This is a genomic window from Cellulosimicrobium cellulans (assembly GCF_006539945.1).
GTDB classification, from domain to species: domain Bacteria; phylum Actinomycetota; class Actinomycetes; order Actinomycetales; family Cellulomonadaceae; genus Cellulosimicrobium; species Cellulosimicrobium cellulans.
In genome coordinates, this window is record NZ_BJNZ01000032.1 from 1 (window position 1) to 14,039 (window position 14,039).

Sequence of the window (14,039 nt, forward strand, 5' to 3'; positions counted from 1 at the left end):
AACATCCCCGACGGCGGCGGGTGGCGGTTTGTAGGCCGCCCCCAGGGCAGACGCCACCGAGCGGCAACGCCCGGCAACCCCAAGAATGCCTACAGCCATCCGAAGATGGGGCACGCGTTCGTACACACCGTGATCGACGACCACTCCAGGGTCGCCTATGCCGAGGTCCACGACGACGAGACCGCCGTCACTGCGACCGCCGTCCTGCGCCGGGCCGCGACCTGGTTCGCCGCCCGCGGCATCACCACCCAACGAGTCTTGTCGGACAACGGCTCGCCCTACCGCTCACACCTGTGGCGCGAGACCTGCGCCGAACTCGAGATCACGCACACCCGGACCCGCCCCTACCGGCCCCAGACGAACGGCAAGATCGAACGCTTCCACCGCACCCTCGCCGACGGCTGGGGCTACGCCCGCGCCTACACCTCAGAGACCGAACGACGCGCTGCCCTGGCAGCATGGATCCACGAGTACAACCACCACCGCCCCCACACCGCCTGCGGGAACAAGCCACCGATCACCCGATTGACCAACCTGTCCGGTCAGTACACCTAGCGTCCGATCTGGTCGAGCTCGGCGAGGTCCGCCGCGGAGAGGGTGAGGGCGGCGCCGGCGATGTTCTCGCGCAGGTGTGCGACCGACTTGGTGCCCGGGATGAGCAGGATGTTGGGCGAACGCTGGAGCAGCCAGCTCAGCGCCACGGCCATCGGGGTGGAGTGCAGCCGTTCCGCCACCGCGGAGAGGGCTGAGGACTGCAGGGGCGTGAATCCCCCGAGGGGGAAGAACGGCACGTAGGCGATGCCGTCGCGCGCCAGCTCGTCGATCAGGTCGTCGTCGTGCCGCACGGCGAGGTTGTACATGTTCTGCACGCACACGATCGGGGCGATCGACCGCGCCTCGCGGACCTGCTCCGGGGTGGCGTTGCTGACCCCGAGGTGGCGGATCAGGCCCTGCTGCTGCATGTCGACGAGGGACGCGAAGGCCTCGGCGATCGGCTCCTGAACGGTGCCTCGGGCGTCGCCCAGTCGCAGGTTGACCACGCCGAGCGCGTCCAGCCCGAGGGACGCGAGGTTCTCCTGGACCTGCCTCCGCAGGTCCTCGGGCCGTCGGGCAGTGGGCCAGCCGCCCTGGGCGTCGCGGTCGGCGCCGACCTTGGTGACGATGTTCAGCGATTCGGCGTAGGGGTGCAGCGCCTCGCGGATCAGCTCGTTGGTGACCCGCGGACCGTAGGCGTCGCTCGTGTCGATGTGAGTGATTCCGAGGTCGGCAGCCTCACGCAGGACTGCCAGCGCGCCGTCGTGGTCGGCGGGGGGACCCATCACCCAAGGGCCGGCGAGCTGCATCGCGCCGTATCCGAAGCGGGTGACGGGCAGGTCGCCCAGGGTCCACGTGCCGCCGGGGAGCGTGGTCGAGACGGTGCTCAAGGTGCTTCCTTTCGGTTCGAGGTCGGAGTGCTCGTCGTGCGAGCGCTCGGCATGCCAGGATGCAAGGAGTGGTTTCTAGACGGAAGTAGGCACCCGAAAGTGCGTAAGGCACCTCGGCGTCGCGAGGAGGAACGATCATGACGATGACCGCTGCTCAGCAACGCGTCCACGCGAAGGCCGAGTACGACGCCTTCTTGGCGGCATGCCCGAGCCGCCAGCTGCTCGACCGGCTCTCCAACAAGTGGGTCACCCTGGTCCTCGCGGCGTTGGGCGACGCCTGCTCCGGGCCTGACGCCGAAGCCCGGTCGATGCGCTTCTCGGAGCTCTCCCGCCGACTGGCCGGAGTCAGCCAGAAGATGCTCACCCAGACGTTGCGTTCGCTGGAGCGCGACGGCCTGGTGACCCGTACCGTGATCGCGACCGTGCCGGTCACCGTCTCCTACGAGCTGACCGAGCTCGGGGTCTCCCTCCAGCACACGATGCGTGCCCTCAAGTCCTGGGCGCAGGACCACATGGACGACGTGTCCGCCAGCCGCGAGGACTACGACAACCGCATGGCGTGACGCGGGCTCCCCGAGGCGGCCGGTGCGGTCGTGGCGGACCGTGCCGGGTGGCGGTCCTCAGGGCGCTGGGCGAACGGGCGGATGCGCTCCAGGTAGTCGGCGATGGCGTCGCGGTTCTTCTCGAGGATGCGGATGCGGTCCTCCAGACGTCCGAGCTCTGTCTCGAGGAGCTCGATCTTGTCCGGGTACGCGTTGTGCAGGTGGATCTCGGGGGCGTTGCCGAGGCAGGGCAGGAACTCCTTGATGATCTTCGTCGTGAAGCCGACCTCGAGCAGGCCGCGGATCTGGAGCACGCGGTCGACCAGGTGCTCGCCGTACTCGCGGTAGCCGTTCTCGGCCCGTCCGGGCGTGAACAGCCCCTGCTCCTCGTAGTACCGCAGGAGTCGTGTCGGGGTCCCGGTGCGCCGGGACAGCTCGCCGATCCGCACGTGATACACCTCACCTGGTCGCGTCGCTTGACCTTCACATCAATGTCAGACATCGATGCTAACCCCATGTCCACGACGAGCACACCCACCACCGTCACCGTCCCGGACCCCGGCACCGCGGCGGGCGGCGCCCCTCTCACCGCATCCGGCGCCCGCAGCCCGGGCGCGCTGCCGGTCGGCGCGCTCCTCGCGCTCGCGGCGTCGGGGTTCCTCACGCTCCTCACCGAGATCCTCCCCGCGGGCGTGCTGCCCGCCATGGCCGCCGACCTCGGCGTCGGAGCCGGCGCCGCCGGGCAGACCGTCACGGCGTTCGCGGTCGGTGCGATCGTCGCCGCGATCCCGCTCACGCGTGCCACGGCGCGGTGGGACCGTCGCACGCTGCTCCTCGTGACGGTCGCGGGGTTCGTGGTCGCGAACACCGTCACCGCGGTGTCGTCGTCGTTCGCGCTGACGCTCGTCGCCCGGTTCGCCGCGGGGCTCGTCGCGGGCCTCACGTGGGCGCTCCTGCCCGGGTACGTGCGCCGGATCGTGCCCGCCGACCGGGTCGGGCGGGCCATGACGATCGCCATGGCCGGCGGCCCGCTCGCCCTCACGCTCGGCGTGCCCGCGGGCGCGGTGCTCGGCGCGGCGGTCGGCTGGCGCTGGACGTTCGGCGTCCTCTCGCTCGTCGGGCTCGGCCTGCTCGCGGGGGTCCGGCTCGGTGTCCCCACCGCCGCGGGCACCCCGCGCGGCGCCCAGCTCGCGATCCGCGCGGTGCTCCCCCGCCCCGGGCTGCGGCCCGTGCTGCTGGTCACCGGCCTCAACGTGCTCGCCAACACGTCGCTCTACACCTACGTCGCGGTCCAGCTCGCGCACCTCGACCAGGGCTCGCGGACCAGCACGCTGCTCCTCGTCCTCGGCGCGGCCTCCGCCGGGGCGCTCGTGCTCGTCGGGGCGCTCATCGACCACCGCCTGCGCGCCCTCACCCTGGGGTCGGTCGTCGTCTTCGCCCTCGCGATGCTGGTGCTCGGCCTCGCGCCGACGTCGACGGTCGTCGTCGTGGTCGCCGTCGCCGCCTGGGGCTTCGCGTTCGGCGGGGCCGGCACCCTCTACACGACCGCCGCAGCCCGGGCCGCGGGCGACGGCGCCGACGTCGCGCAGTCCGCGCTCGTCACCGTGTGGAACACGTCCGTCGCGCTCGGCGGCGCCGTCGGCGGGGCGGCGCTCGCCGTCGCCGGCCCGGCAAGCCTGCCGTGGGTCTCGCTCGCGCTCATGGTCCCGGTCCTGGCGACCGTCGTCATGGGCCGGCGGCACTCCTTCCGCTGACCCGCTCCGCCGCTCGGCGGGACCGGGCGGGCTTCCCGCCGGGCGGGGTCTCTGCCAGGATCGGCGCGTGGCCATCGACGCCCCGACCGGCAGGGGGCCGACGCACGCCGTCGGAGCCGGAGACCTCGAGCCCACCCTTCCCGGACTCGGACCGGAGCCGACGCGCGAGGAGTACGCGAGCTGGTCCCGCCGCGTCGTCGCGTCGCTGCTCGACACGGCGATCGTCGCGACGGTGCTGTTCCTCGCGGTCGGGCCCGCCTACGAGGTGGCCTGGCTCCCAGGGATCAGCTTCGGCGTGACCACGAGCACCGTGGTCCCCGGCGGCACGTGGTGGGCGCTCGGCACCGCGGCCGCGCTCTTCGCCCTCCAGGGCTGGACCGGAGCGACACCCGGCAAGCGGACGGTCGGGATCGTCGTCGTGCACGCCACGACCGGGCGACCCGCCGGGCTGATCCGCACCGTCCTGCGCCACGTGGCCCACCTCCTCGACGCGATCCTGTACATCGGCTTCCTCCGTCCGCTGTGGCACGCGCAGCGCCGGACGTTCGCCGACTCGGTGTGCAGCACGGTCGTGCTGCGCCAGGTCCGCCCGCCCGTGCCGTTCCTCGGCCCAGGCACCGGCCTGGGCGGCCCGACGCCGTCGCGCACCGTCACCGCCGCGGCGACGGTCCTGTCCGTGGGGAGCGCCGTCTTCGTCCTCGGCCCGGCCTCGTACACCGGCGGGGACGTGTGGACGGCGACGTGCACACCGGAGGTGTCGGACGAGTCCCCGCTGACCGTCGGCGACGTGCAGGTCGTCGGCTGGTCGACGCCGGGGACCGAGAGCCGGTGGGGCGTGACCCGGACGATCCCGCTCCCCGACGAGGCCGGGGACGAGACGGGCCTCGACGCGTCGTTCGCGGTCGACCTCGACCTGGACGCCACGCTCGACCAGCCTCTCGACGCCACGCTCGTCCTGCGCCTCGAGACGTGGCAGGGCGACGACGTCGCCACGTTCGAGTCGCCGTTCCGGGTCGAGCAGCACGCGGACGGCGGCAGCGAATGGGAGGTCGTCCCGCCGACGCCCGCCGGCTCGGGCCTCGACGGGATCCACGTCCCCGCGGCGACCGTCGCCGCGCTCCCGGCGGCGTGGAGCTGGGAGGCCTCGGTCGAGGTCGAGGGCGAGACGGTCGCCTCGTGCGGAGGTCGTGGCGCGTCCTGACCACGCCCCCACCCCGCGTCGAGCACGACATGAGGGTCGTTATCCGCCGGATAGCGACCCTCATGTCGTGTTCGACGCCGGGGCGGGCGTCTCATGGAGCGGCGGACCGGCTGCAACACTGCCGAAACGCCTCGGACGACCGGGGGAAACGTCGCGGTCGCACGATGGGGGTGCGCCGGGCCCCGAGCCCGGCGCACCAGCATCCGTCCCGATCCGCGACCGCCCGTGCGGCCGCGTCCGAGGAGGCCACCGTGCCGGACAACCGCCCGCTCTTCTCCGCCCCGTCGGCCACGACCTCCGACGCGAGGTCCACCACGACGGCGACGCGCCGCCCGGTCGACCACGGCGTGGCCCTGGACCTCGACTCGCGCGACGAGCCGCAGCGTCGGGCGAACCCCGGCGACGAGCTGACCGTGGACCCGGCCGACCGTCGCCGTCGCGCCCGCGCCGCGCTGCTGGACCTGCGCCGCGACGTCATCCGCCGCAGCGCCAACGGGTGGTGAGGAACGCGTCGTCGCGGTGACGCTCCACCGGGTTGTCCGCACGACCCTCGGTCTCGCGCGCGCCCTCCGTCGGGCAAGGAGCTCCTCCTCGCCGACGAACCCTCGGCGAACCTGGACGCCGCCACCACCGCGCTCGTCGTGCCGGTCGGCCCGGACGTCCCCGTGCAGCGCGGATCCACCTCTCGCGTGCCCAGGCTCGCCGACGTCGACGCCCTCGTCGTGGGCGGCGACGCGTAGGTTGGTCCCCATGCGGATCGGAGCCCACCTCGACCAGTCGGACGTCGTCGCGCAGGCAGCGAGCATCGGCGCGGACGTCGCCCAGATCTTCCTCGGCGACCCCCAGTCCTGGAAGGGACCTGAGTTCACCTTCCCCGGCGGGGCAGAGGCGCTGAAGGCCGCGGCCGCGGAGGCGGACCTCGAGCTCGTCGTGCACGCGCCGTACGTCATCAACGTCGCGAGCCCCAACAACCGCATCCGCATCCCGAGCCGCAAGCTGCTCCAGCAGATCGTCGACGGCGCGGCAGCGGTCGGCGCGACGGGCGTCGTGGTGCACGGCGGCCACGTCACGGCCAAGGAGGACCCGGAGAAGGGGTTCGACAACTGGCGCAAGGCGATCGACGCGCTCCAGACCGACGTCACCGTCTTCGTCGAGAACACCGCAGGTGGTGACTTCTCCATGGCCCGGCGCCTCGAGCGCATCGAGGGGCTGTGGGCGGCGATCCAGCAGGCCGACGGCGCGGACGACGTCGGCTTCTGCCTCGACACGTGCCACGCATGGGCGGGCGGCATCGACCTCACGACGGCGGTCGAGCAGGTCCGCGCGATCACCGGCCGCATCGACCTCGTGCACCTCAACAACAGCCGTGACACCGCGGGGTCGGGCGCCGACCGTCACGCCGGCCTCACGGCGGGCACGATCGACCCCGAGCTCCTGCTCGGCGTCGTCCGGGCGGCCGGGACGTCGGTCGTCTGCGAGACGCACGCGGACGTCCCCACCGACGTCGCGTGGCTGCGCGAGCAGCTCGGCTGACCGTGGCGGACCCGCGGCCGATGCGGCTGCACAACACGACGATCGACACGGGCGACCCCCGCGCGCTCGCGGAGTTCTACCGGCGGCTCACCGGGTGGACCTACTGGCCGGGACACGAGGTGCCCGACCCCGAGGGCGACCGCTGGCTCATGCTCGAGGTCCCCGGAAGCACGTCACGACTGGCGTTCCAGCGGTCCGACGCGCTCGTCACACCGTGGCCCGGCGGCGCACGCGTGCACGTGGACCTCTGGGTGCCGGACCTCGATGCCGCCCACGAGCACGCGCTCGCGTGCGGCGCACGACCGCTGACCGGCACGCCCGAGGAAGAGGGTCATCCCGAGGACCCGTTCCGCGTCTACGCCGACCCCGAGGGTCATCCCTTCTGCCTGTGCGCCCCGCCGCTCGACCACCCGTGAGACGACGCCGGTTCCGCTGACCGAGTCTGGACGAGCCGGCGCCCAAGCCCCGCCGACCCGGGAGCCATGCGCCCGTCCTCGGTGGCCCGCACGGCGCATCGACCTCAACCCCGTCGAGGACCCGTGGGTCCGCGGCACGCTCGTCGCGCCGGGACCCGGGCCGGGCGGTCAGTAGCCCGACCCGGCTGCGGGAGCCGCGTCCATGACCTCGGTGCCGTCCGGCGCGACGACGTGCCAGACGCCGTTCACCCCTTGGCCCGTGACGTCGCCGGGGCCGGTGTCGGCCGCGTACGTGTAGACCGGACGGCCGTCGACGGTGACCTGGAGCTCGCCGTCGACCCCGGTGATCGTGCCGACCTCGGCCGTGACGCCCTCGACGTCGGGCTCCGCGCTCGCCGCGTGGACGGCGGGCCAGGCCGCGGCGCACTCGCCCTCGCACGCGCTCGTCCCGGAGCCCTTCGTGTCCTTGTCGTAGTAGTAGACGGTCATCTCCTGCCCGTCGACCACGATGGTGCCGAGCGAGGAGTCTGCCGTCCCGAGGGCCGGCGCGGATCCCGTGCCGTCGCCGGTCGCGTCGTCGCTCGCCGTGCCGGAGTCCGTGGACGGGTTGCTCCCGCCTCCGCCGTAGAGGCCGCCTCCGCCGCCGGAGCACCCGCCGAGCACGCCGACCAGCGCGGCGACGAGCACGACGGCGGGGGCGGCCCGGACGGTCCGGGCCGGGGCGGTGATGGTCAGGGTGCGTCGCATGTCGGCTCCTCGAGAGGACGGTCGGGGTCGCGAGCACGGCCCCTACTCTCACGACGGCGCGGCTGGCCGTGCGGTTCATCGGGCGGCTGGGCAAACCCGGCTGAACCGATCGGGAGGCTGTCTCGTCTCCCTGGGTGACGGGGTCGACGGAGGATGATCGGGAGGAGCGGACGTGCGCAGGAGGACGAAGGTGCTGGTGGGGGTCGGGGTCGGCGTCGTGGTGCTGGGCGGTGCGGTGGTCGCGTTCGGCCCCGGCCTGTACGCGGACTGGAACAACCGCGCGGCGGCCGAGGAGCCGACGCTCGACGCGTCGTCGGGCGACGCGGGCGCGCTCGACCCGGCGAGCCTCGCGGGCGACTGGACGGTGGCCGACGGCTCGTACGCCGGGTATCGCGTCCACGAGGTGCTCCAGGGCGAGGACGTCACGGTGACCGGCCGGACCGACGAGGTCACCGGGTCGTTCACCGTCGCCGACGGCACGCTCACGGAGGCGACGATCGAGGTCGACATGGCGAGCGTCGCGACCGACGAGCCGCCGCGCGACGCGTACTTCCGGGGCGACGCGCTCGAGGTCGGGACGTACCCGACCGCGACGTTCGCGCTCACGTCCCCCGTCGAGCTGCCCGCCGGCTCGGCGGACGTCGAGCTCGCGGGCGACATGACGATCCACGGCGTGACGCAGGCCGTCACGGTCGAGGCGCAGGTCGGGCCGACCGCCGACGGCGTCCAGGTGGTCGGCAGCGTGCCGATCACGTTCTCCGACTTCGACGTCGAGGCGCCGAGCCTCGGGTTCGTCACGGTCGACGACGCGGGCAGCGTCGAGTTCGGCCTCGACCTCGTGCCGGCGTCCGGGTCGTGACGGACGGGGAGGTGCCGCGCGTGCGCTCCGACGCCGACGACCTGCTGCGGGCGGTCCACGCCGCGCACGGTCCCGCGCTGGAGCGCTACGTCGCGCGCCTCACCGACGACCCGGCGCAGGCGCAGGACGTGGTCCAGGAGACGCTGCTGCGCGCGTGGCGCCACCCGGAGGTGCTCGAGCGCCCGGAGGGCTCGGTGCGCGCGTGGCTCTTCACGGTCGCGCGCAACCTCGTCGTCGACGAGCTGCGCAGCGCGCACCACCGGCGCGAGCTCGCGAGCGCCGACGTGCCCGACCACGGCGAGGCGGACGCGACCCAGGCCGTGCTCGACGCGTGGCTCGTCGCGGACGCGCTCGTGTCGCTCTCGCCCGAGCACCGGGCGGTCGTCGTCGACGCGTACTACCACGGGCGTTCCGTGGCCGAGATGGCGTCGGCGCACGGCGTCCCGCCCGGGACGGTCAAGTCCCGCATGCACTACGCGCTCCGCGCGCTGAGGCTCGCGCTGCAGGAGAAGGGAGTCTCGTCATGACCGCCACCCCTCCCCCGGACCCGTACCGCGAGTGGGACGCGGCGTACGTCCTGGGTGCGCTGAGCCCGCGCGACCGCCGCGCGTTCGAGCAGCACCTGGCCACGTGCCCCGCGTGCCGCGAGGCCGTCGGCGAGCTCGCGGGCATGCCCGGGATCCTCGGCATGCTCACCGCGGAGCACGCCGACGCGCTCGTCGACGGCACGACGGACGCGAACGTCCGGGACGACGCCCGGGACGCCTCCGACGACGGCGTCGTCGTCCCGCTCGCGGTCGTCGCGGCCGGGGCGCGGCGCCGTCAGGCCCGACGCCGGGCGCTGCTCGGGGCGGCCGCCGTCGGGCTGGTCATGGCGGGCGTCGCGGGCGGCGTGGCCGTCACGCGTCCGGACGACGCACCGCCGCCGGTCGCGGCCGGGACGACGGAGGTCGCGCTGGAGCCGGTCGGGGCTGCGGACGTGCGCGCCGACCTCACGCTCACCTCGGCCGCGTGGGGCACGCGCCTCGACTGGTCGTGCTCGTACCCCGTCGGGGAGTGGGAGGACGGCGCGACGTACCAGCTCGTCCTCGTGGACGATGCCGGCGCCCGCGAGGTCGTCGCCACGTGGTCGTCCACGAAGGCGGGGAGCTCCGACGGGCTCGGCGCGTCGTCCGCCGTCCCGGTCGACGGGATCGCGCGCCTCGAGCTCGGCGTCGTGGGGGTCGACGGCGCGCTGGCCGCAGCCGACGTCTGAACCCGAGGCCGGGTCAGGCCACCGGCACCGCGACCTCGACGACCGGGCCGGGGCCGCGCGCCGCCCACGTGGGGAGGTAGATCTCCCGGTTGTCCCCTGCGGGCGCGCCCTCGGCGAGCGCGTGCCCCGACGACAGGTGGTCGTGGATCAGGACGAGCCGGGCCTGGTCGTCCGCCTCCGCGGCGGTCAGCGCGACGTACGCCTCGTCGTGCGGGCCGTCGGTGGTGAGGACGAACCCCTGGGGTGGCCGTACGGCCTCGGCCACGGGGACCTGCACGGTGACGCGCGCGGCGAACCCCTCGGTGGCGCGCTCGTGGTACTCGACGTACGGGTGCCCGGCGAGGGGCACGTCGGCCGTGCGCAGGACGTCGAACACGGTCGCGGTCGCCTCCGGGAGCACGCGCGGGAGATCCTCGAGGGTCGCGCGGCGCACCGTGCCGAGCACGAGCCGTTCCGCGACCCGCCGTCGGCGTACCTCGACGTCGAGGCGCGGCGCCCCGGCGAGCACGGACCGGACGTACTCCCCGGCCGCGAGCGACCCCGGGACGGAGGACCGCCGCGCGCCCCACACCGTGTCGAAGGCCGCGACGGCGTCCGGTGCGCCGAGCACCTCCCCGACCTCGGCGAGGGACAGGTCGACGCCCCGCAGGAGCCGCACCAGGCGGGCCCGCGCCAGCTGGCCGTCGTCGAACAGGCGCGGCCCGTCGTCCGTGTCCCGCCGGGCGGCGAGCAGCCCCCGGTCCGCGTACAGGCGGACCGCCTTCTCGCTCAGCCCCGTCGCTCGGGCCACCTGTCCCGTCGTGTGCTCGTCCATGCTCGCGACGCTAGGTCCTTCCCCTGGGGAAGGCGCAAGCGCCAGGCGCGCGGCCCGGCCGGTCAGTCCTCGTCGCCCGGGACGTAGGGGCCGCGGCGCAGCTCGAGGTCGATCTGCTCGGCGTCCAGCAGGTCGAGCGCGTGCCGCAACGCCTGGGAGCTGTACGCGCCGGAGGTCCGCGCGGCGAGCAGCGCGACGCGCTGCGCGGCGATCGCGCGCAGGCGCAGCTCCTTGTACTGGGCGAACAGCTCGGCCGACGTCGCGGCGTCGGTGTCGCGGTTCTCCAGCTCGCGCACGACGTCGCGGCGCACGCGGGCGACGACGTCGCCGTCGTACGTGCTCCCGTCGGACCGGCGCAGGTCGGGCGCGTCGATGACGGCCACGGCGGCGGCGTCGAGCTCGACGCGGACCGCGCCGCGGTCCTCGTCGGCCCGGGACGACCCGCCGGCCAGCCCCAGGCGGCGGACGACCCACGGCAGCGTGCCGCCCTGGACGACGAGCGTGCCCGCGGCGACGCCGAACGCGACGAGCACGAGGAACGACCGCTGCGGCGTGTCGGTCGGCAGGGTCTGTGCCGCGGCCAGCGTCACGACGCCGCGCATCCCGGCCCAGACGAGGAGCGTGCCCTCGCGCCACCCCAGCGGCTCCGCCGTGAGGTAGTCGATGTCGGCCGCGCGGCGGCGCAGCGACGTCCGCAGGCGGCCTACCCGCTCCGGGGGCGCCTTGGCGACCATCTCGGCGCCACGACGCTCCGGGGTCCCGAGCGCCGGCTTCTCTCCCACGGCGGACGCGACGGGCGTCCCGTCGGCCGCGAAGCGCGCGTCGAGCTTCTCCTGCATGCCCGCGATGACGCCGCGCATCGACTCGCCCCGGCGGGCCCGCCGCGCGAGCGAGCGCAGGAGCGTGGCCACGTAGGCCGACCGCACGACCAGGATGACGACCGCGGCGAGCGCCGCGATGCCGACGGCCCGCCACAGGCTTCCGTGCGCCTCCTGCACGTCCGTGACGAGGGCGAACAGCTCGAGGCCCATGAGGAGGAAGACCGTGCCCTCGAGAAGGAGCTCGACGGTGCGCCAGTTCGACTCCTCGGCGAGGCGGTGCTGCGGCCGCAGGTACTTGGCGGCACCGTTGCCGGTGACGAGCCCGGCCGTCACGACCGCGACGAGGCCCGACGCGCCGAGCTCCTCCGTGGGGAGGTACGCGATGAAGGGGACGACGAACGAGACGGCGGTGCTCAGCGCCGGGTTGGCGAGCCGGCGCCGGACCGTGAGGCCGAGGAACCCGACGAGGGACCCCACGAGCACCGCGACGACCACGGCGAAGACGAAGTCGCCCGCGACCGCCCACAGCGAGAACGCGGGGGCCGCTCCGTCGCTGGCCACCGTGAGCGCGATGGCGGCGATCGCCGACCGCAGGAGCACGAGCGCCGAGGCGTCGTTGAGCAGGCTCTCGCCCTCGAGCAGGGTGACGACGCGGGGCGACGCCCCGAGCCGTTTGACGATCGACGTCGCGACGGCGTCCGTCGGGCTGACGATCGCGCCGAGCGCGAAGCCGGCCGCGAGCGGGATGCCGGGGATCAGCCACGTGAAGAGGTACCCGAGCAGCACCGTGCTGAGCAGGACGAGCACGACCGAGAGCCCGCTGATCGCGGTGAAGTCGCGCCGGAAGTCCATCGTCGGCAGGCCCACCGCGGCCGAGTAGAGGAGCGGCGGCAGGATGCCCGCGAGGATCCACTCGGGCTCGAACTCGATCTCCGGCACGGCGGGGACGAAGCTCACCGCGACGCCGACCGCGACGAGGACGAGCGGCGCGGCGACGCCCGCCTTGGGCGCGAGGATGTTCACGCCGACGATCGCGACGACCGCGAGGGTGCCCACGACGATGAGGGAGAGGATCTGCTCCTCGGTGAGGCTGAACGGGAACTCCATCGGCTCCTCCGGCGGCCGCGGCAGCGCGCGGCTCGGCGCGCGGGGACGGGACAACGCTAACCGCCCGGACCACCGTCGGACCGCGGTGAGCGTCGTCAGGCCGCACGGGTCCTCCGATCTCGCCTCCGCCGGACGAGCAGCTCCGCGACGACGAGGTTGGGCACCCAGGAGAGGAACGGCGCGAGTGCGTACGCGCGCTCGAAGGCGACGTCGGGGCCGACCGTGTCGCCGAGGGCGAGCGCCTGGGCGACGACGAGCGCGGTCGTCCACAGCCGCAGCGTCACGCCGGCGTAGGTGAGCGCGAAGCTGCGCGTCATCCAGTCCTGGTGCGCGGCCACGTCGCCGCCGCGGACCGCGCGGTAGCCGCGCCACGTCGTCCACAGCCACAGGACGGCGAGCGTCCCGAAGCCGAGCGTCCCGACGAGACCGGCCTGGTTGACCGGGACGAGGACGAGCCCGGCAGCGCCGCCGACCGCGACGGCCGCGACGTAGACGCGGCCCGTCCAGCGGTGCGCGCCCGGATGCCGGCGGCGCAGCCCGGCCCAGAGCTGGAACGGGGCGCACACGAGCGCGACCCCGCCCGCGACGACGTGGGCGTAGAACGCGCCGAGCACGAACCCGGGCGCCCCGGCGTACGCGGCGGCGAGCCCGACGTCGTCGCGGGCCAGCGCGGGGAGGGACGCGGTGAGGTACGGCAGGACGGCGAACGCGGCGACGGCGAGCGACGTGAGCGTCAGCGCCGCGACGGCGGTGCGCGCGCCGCGGGTGCGACGGGCGACGTGCGCGGGGCGGACGGGCCGGGTGGCGGTCACGACGGCACCGAACCACGTCGGCTCGTCCCGACGGATCCGGGAACGCCCGGGTTCGTGGCCCTGACCGCTCCCTGAGCGGAGGTCGCGCGCACGGGCACGGCGAGCACGGACTCGCGGCGTGGGCGGGCGGCGGCGCCCTCGGCCGGGTGCCGCTCGGGTCGCGACCGCGCGCGGGTCGTCGGAGGCTGCTGGGGACGGTGGCCGACGACGAGAGGGAGAGACGTGGACGCGCGCACGGTGCTGGAGGACCTGTTCGGCCGGATCGGACCGACCGCGACGCGCGCCGTCGACGGGCTCGGGGAGGACGCCCTCGCCGCGCGGCTCGACCGCGGCGCCAACACGATCGCCTGGCTCGCGTGGCACCTCGCCCGGGGCCAGGACGCGCAGGTCACCGCCGCCGTCGGGCGGGAGCAGGTGTGGTCGCGCGACGGCTGGGCGCGCCGGTTCGACCTGCCGTTCGACGACCGGGCGACGGGCTACGGGCAGTCGGCCCAGGACGTCGCCCGCGTCCGGGCGAGCGACGACCTCCTGCTCGGCTACGTGCACGCGGTCCAGGTCGAGTCCCAGGACGTGCTCGCCGCGCTGACCGACGAGGACCTCGACCGCGTCGTCGACGAGACGTGGGACCCGCCGGTCACTCTGGGGGTCCGGCTCGTGAGCGTCGCGGTGGACAGCCTCCAGCACGCGGGCCAGGCCGCCTACGTGCGCGGCGTCCTCGAGCGCACCGGTCGCGCCTGACGACGCGTCCGGACGG

17 protein-coding genes are annotated in these 14,039 nt (G+C 74.5%); 11 read left to right on the forward strand and 6 right to left on the reverse strand.

The window, feature by feature from the left end; genetic code table 11:
- Positions 1-555: integrase core domain-containing protein (locus tag CCE02nite_RS17820; protein ID WP_141390952.1), on the forward strand; the 555-nt coding region annotated here is incomplete at its 5' end.
- Here CCE02nite_RS17820 and CCE02nite_RS17825 read toward each other — a convergent pair.
- Positions 552-1,424: an aldo/keto reductase family oxidoreductase gene (locus CCE02nite_RS17825; RefSeq protein ID WP_141390953.1), complete on the reverse strand. Its 873-nt coding sequence runs from the start codon at positions 1,422-1,424 to the stop codon at positions 552-554. The genes CCE02nite_RS17820 and CCE02nite_RS17825 overlap by 4 nt on opposite strands.
- A 137-nt stretch (positions 1,425-1,561) precedes the next feature.
- Here CCE02nite_RS17825 and CCE02nite_RS17830 point away from each other — a divergent pair, with 137 nt between their 5' ends.
- A complete protein-coding gene (locus CCE02nite_RS17830; protein WP_218027150.1) occupies positions 1,562-1,987 on the forward strand; it encodes a winged helix-turn-helix transcriptional regulator in 426 nt (141 codons plus the stop codon).
- Here CCE02nite_RS17830 and CCE02nite_RS17835 read toward each other — a convergent pair.
- A complete protein-coding gene (locus tag CCE02nite_RS17835) occupies positions 1,966-2,415 on the reverse strand; it encodes a MerR family transcriptional regulator (protein ID WP_141390955.1) in 450 nt (149 codons plus the stop codon). The genes CCE02nite_RS17830 and CCE02nite_RS17835 overlap by 22 nt on opposite strands.
- Positions 2,416-2,481: 66 nt before the next feature.
- On the opposite strand from CCE02nite_RS17835, the gene CCE02nite_RS17840 reads away from it, so the two are divergent.
- From CCE02nite_RS17840 to CCE02nite_RS17860, 5 genes are all read left to right on the forward strand, one after another.
- On the forward strand, positions 2,482-3,720 hold the full coding sequence (locus CCE02nite_RS17840) for an MFS transporter (RefSeq protein ID WP_141390956.1): 1,239 nt from the start codon (positions 2,482-2,484) through the stop codon (positions 3,718-3,720).
- Positions 3,721-3,787: 67 nt separating this feature from the next.
- Positions 3,788-4,921, forward strand: coding sequence for an RDD family protein (locus tag CCE02nite_RS17845; RefSeq protein WP_141390957.1), 1,134 nt, complete (start codon positions 3,788-3,790; stop codon positions 4,919-4,921).
- 251 nt (positions 4,922-5,172) lie between these two features.
- A complete protein-coding gene (locus CCE02nite_RS17850; protein WP_141390958.1) occupies positions 5,173-5,424 on the forward strand; it encodes a hypothetical protein in 252 nt (83 codons plus the stop codon).
- A gap of 247 nt (positions 5,425-5,671) precedes the next feature.
- The gene (locus CCE02nite_RS17855; RefSeq protein ID WP_141390959.1) at positions 5,672-6,454 is read left to right on the forward strand and encodes a deoxyribonuclease IV; all 783 of its coding nucleotides are present in this window, start codon (positions 5,672-5,674) and stop codon (positions 6,452-6,454) included.
- On the forward strand, positions 6,430-6,870 hold the full coding sequence (locus CCE02nite_RS17860) for a VOC family protein (protein WP_255318948.1): 441 nt from the start codon (positions 6,430-6,432) through the stop codon (positions 6,868-6,870). Before CCE02nite_RS17855 ends, CCE02nite_RS17860 begins: the two co-directional genes overlap by 25 nt.
- A 168-nt stretch (positions 6,871-7,038) precedes the next feature.
- Here the strand turns inward: CCE02nite_RS17860 and CCE02nite_RS17865 are convergent, their stop codons facing one another.
- On the reverse strand, positions 7,039-7,617 hold the full coding sequence (locus CCE02nite_RS17865; RefSeq protein WP_141390960.1) for a COG4315 family predicted lipoprotein: 579 nt from the start codon (positions 7,615-7,617) through the stop codon (positions 7,039-7,041).
- A gap of 172 nt (positions 7,618-7,789) precedes the next feature.
- Between CCE02nite_RS17865 and CCE02nite_RS20795 the strand changes: the two genes are divergently transcribed.
- The 3 genes from CCE02nite_RS20795 to CCE02nite_RS17880 are packed head-to-tail and all read left to right on the forward strand — an operon-like array spanning position 7,790 to position 9,731.
- Positions 7,790-8,476: a YceI family protein gene (locus CCE02nite_RS20795; protein ID WP_141390961.1), complete on the forward strand. Its 687-nt coding sequence runs from the start codon at positions 7,790-7,792 to the stop codon at positions 8,474-8,476.
- 20 nt (positions 8,477-8,496) lie between these two features.
- Complete coding sequence (locus CCE02nite_RS20800; protein ID WP_218027151.1) at positions 8,497-9,003, forward strand: sigma-70 family RNA polymerase sigma factor; 507 nt, start codon at positions 8,497-8,499, stop codon at positions 9,001-9,003.
- Entirely contained in the window at positions 9,000-9,731 is a 732-nt protein-coding gene (locus CCE02nite_RS17880) for a zf-HC2 domain-containing protein (protein WP_141390962.1), read from the forward strand. Before CCE02nite_RS20800 ends, CCE02nite_RS17880 begins: the two co-directional genes overlap by 4 nt.
- Positions 9,732-9,744: 13 nt before the next feature.
- Here CCE02nite_RS17880 and CCE02nite_RS17885 read toward each other — a convergent pair whose 3' ends face one another.
- From CCE02nite_RS17885 to CCE02nite_RS17895, 3 genes are all read right to left on the reverse strand, one after another.
- The gene (locus tag CCE02nite_RS17885) at positions 9,745-10,545 is read right to left on the reverse strand and encodes a MerR family transcriptional regulator (RefSeq protein ID WP_141390963.1); all 801 of its coding nucleotides are present in this window, start codon (positions 10,543-10,545) and stop codon (positions 9,745-9,747) included.
- 62 nt (positions 10,546-10,607) lie between these two features.
- The gene (locus CCE02nite_RS17890; protein WP_141390964.1) at positions 10,608-12,473 is read right to left on the reverse strand and encodes a cation:proton antiporter; all 1,866 of its coding nucleotides are present in this window, start codon (positions 12,471-12,473) and stop codon (positions 10,608-10,610) included.
- 95 nt (positions 12,474-12,568) lie between these two features.
- The gene (locus CCE02nite_RS17895; RefSeq protein WP_141390965.1) at positions 12,569-13,285 is read right to left on the reverse strand and encodes a DUF2306 domain-containing protein; all 717 of its coding nucleotides are present in this window, start codon (positions 13,283-13,285) and stop codon (positions 12,569-12,571) included.
- Positions 13,286-13,507: 222 nt separating this feature from the next.
- Here CCE02nite_RS17895 and CCE02nite_RS17900 point away from each other — a divergent pair, with 222 nt between their 5' ends.
- Positions 13,508-14,023, forward strand: coding sequence for a mycothiol transferase (locus CCE02nite_RS17900; protein WP_141390966.1), 516 nt, complete (start codon positions 13,508-13,510; stop codon positions 14,021-14,023).
- Positions 14,024-14,039: the final 16 nt, after the last annotated feature.

What these genes read in the sequence shown, in the direction of transcription:
- CCE02nite_RS17830 (WP_218027150.1), top strand. Translation starts at nt 1,562, where the DNA reads ATGACGATGACCGCTGCTCAGCAACGCGTCCACGCGAAGGCCGAGTAC.
- CCE02nite_RS17840 (WP_141390956.1), top strand. Translation starts at nt 2,482, where the DNA reads ATGTCCACGACGAGCACACCCACCACCGTCACCGTCCCGGACCCCGGC.
- CCE02nite_RS17855 (WP_141390959.1), top strand. Translation starts at nt 5,672, where the DNA reads ATGCGGATCGGAGCCCACCTCGACCAGTCGGACGTCGTCGCGCAGGCA.
- CCE02nite_RS17865 (WP_141390960.1), bottom strand. Translation starts at nt 7,617, where the DNA reads ATGCGACGCACCCTGACCATCACCGCCCCGGCCCGGACCGTCCGGGCC.
- CCE02nite_RS17880 (WP_141390962.1), top strand. Translation starts at nt 9,000, where the DNA reads ATGACCGCCACCCCTCCCCCGGACCCGTACCGCGAGTGGGACGCGGCG.
- CCE02nite_RS17885 (WP_141390963.1), bottom strand. Translation starts at nt 10,545, where the DNA reads ATGGACGAGCACACGACGGGACAGGTGGCCCGAGCGACGGGGCTGAGC.
- CCE02nite_RS17890 (WP_141390964.1), bottom strand. Translation starts at nt 12,473, where the DNA reads ATGGAGTTCCCGTTCAGCCTCACCGAGGAGCAGATCCTCTCCCTCATC.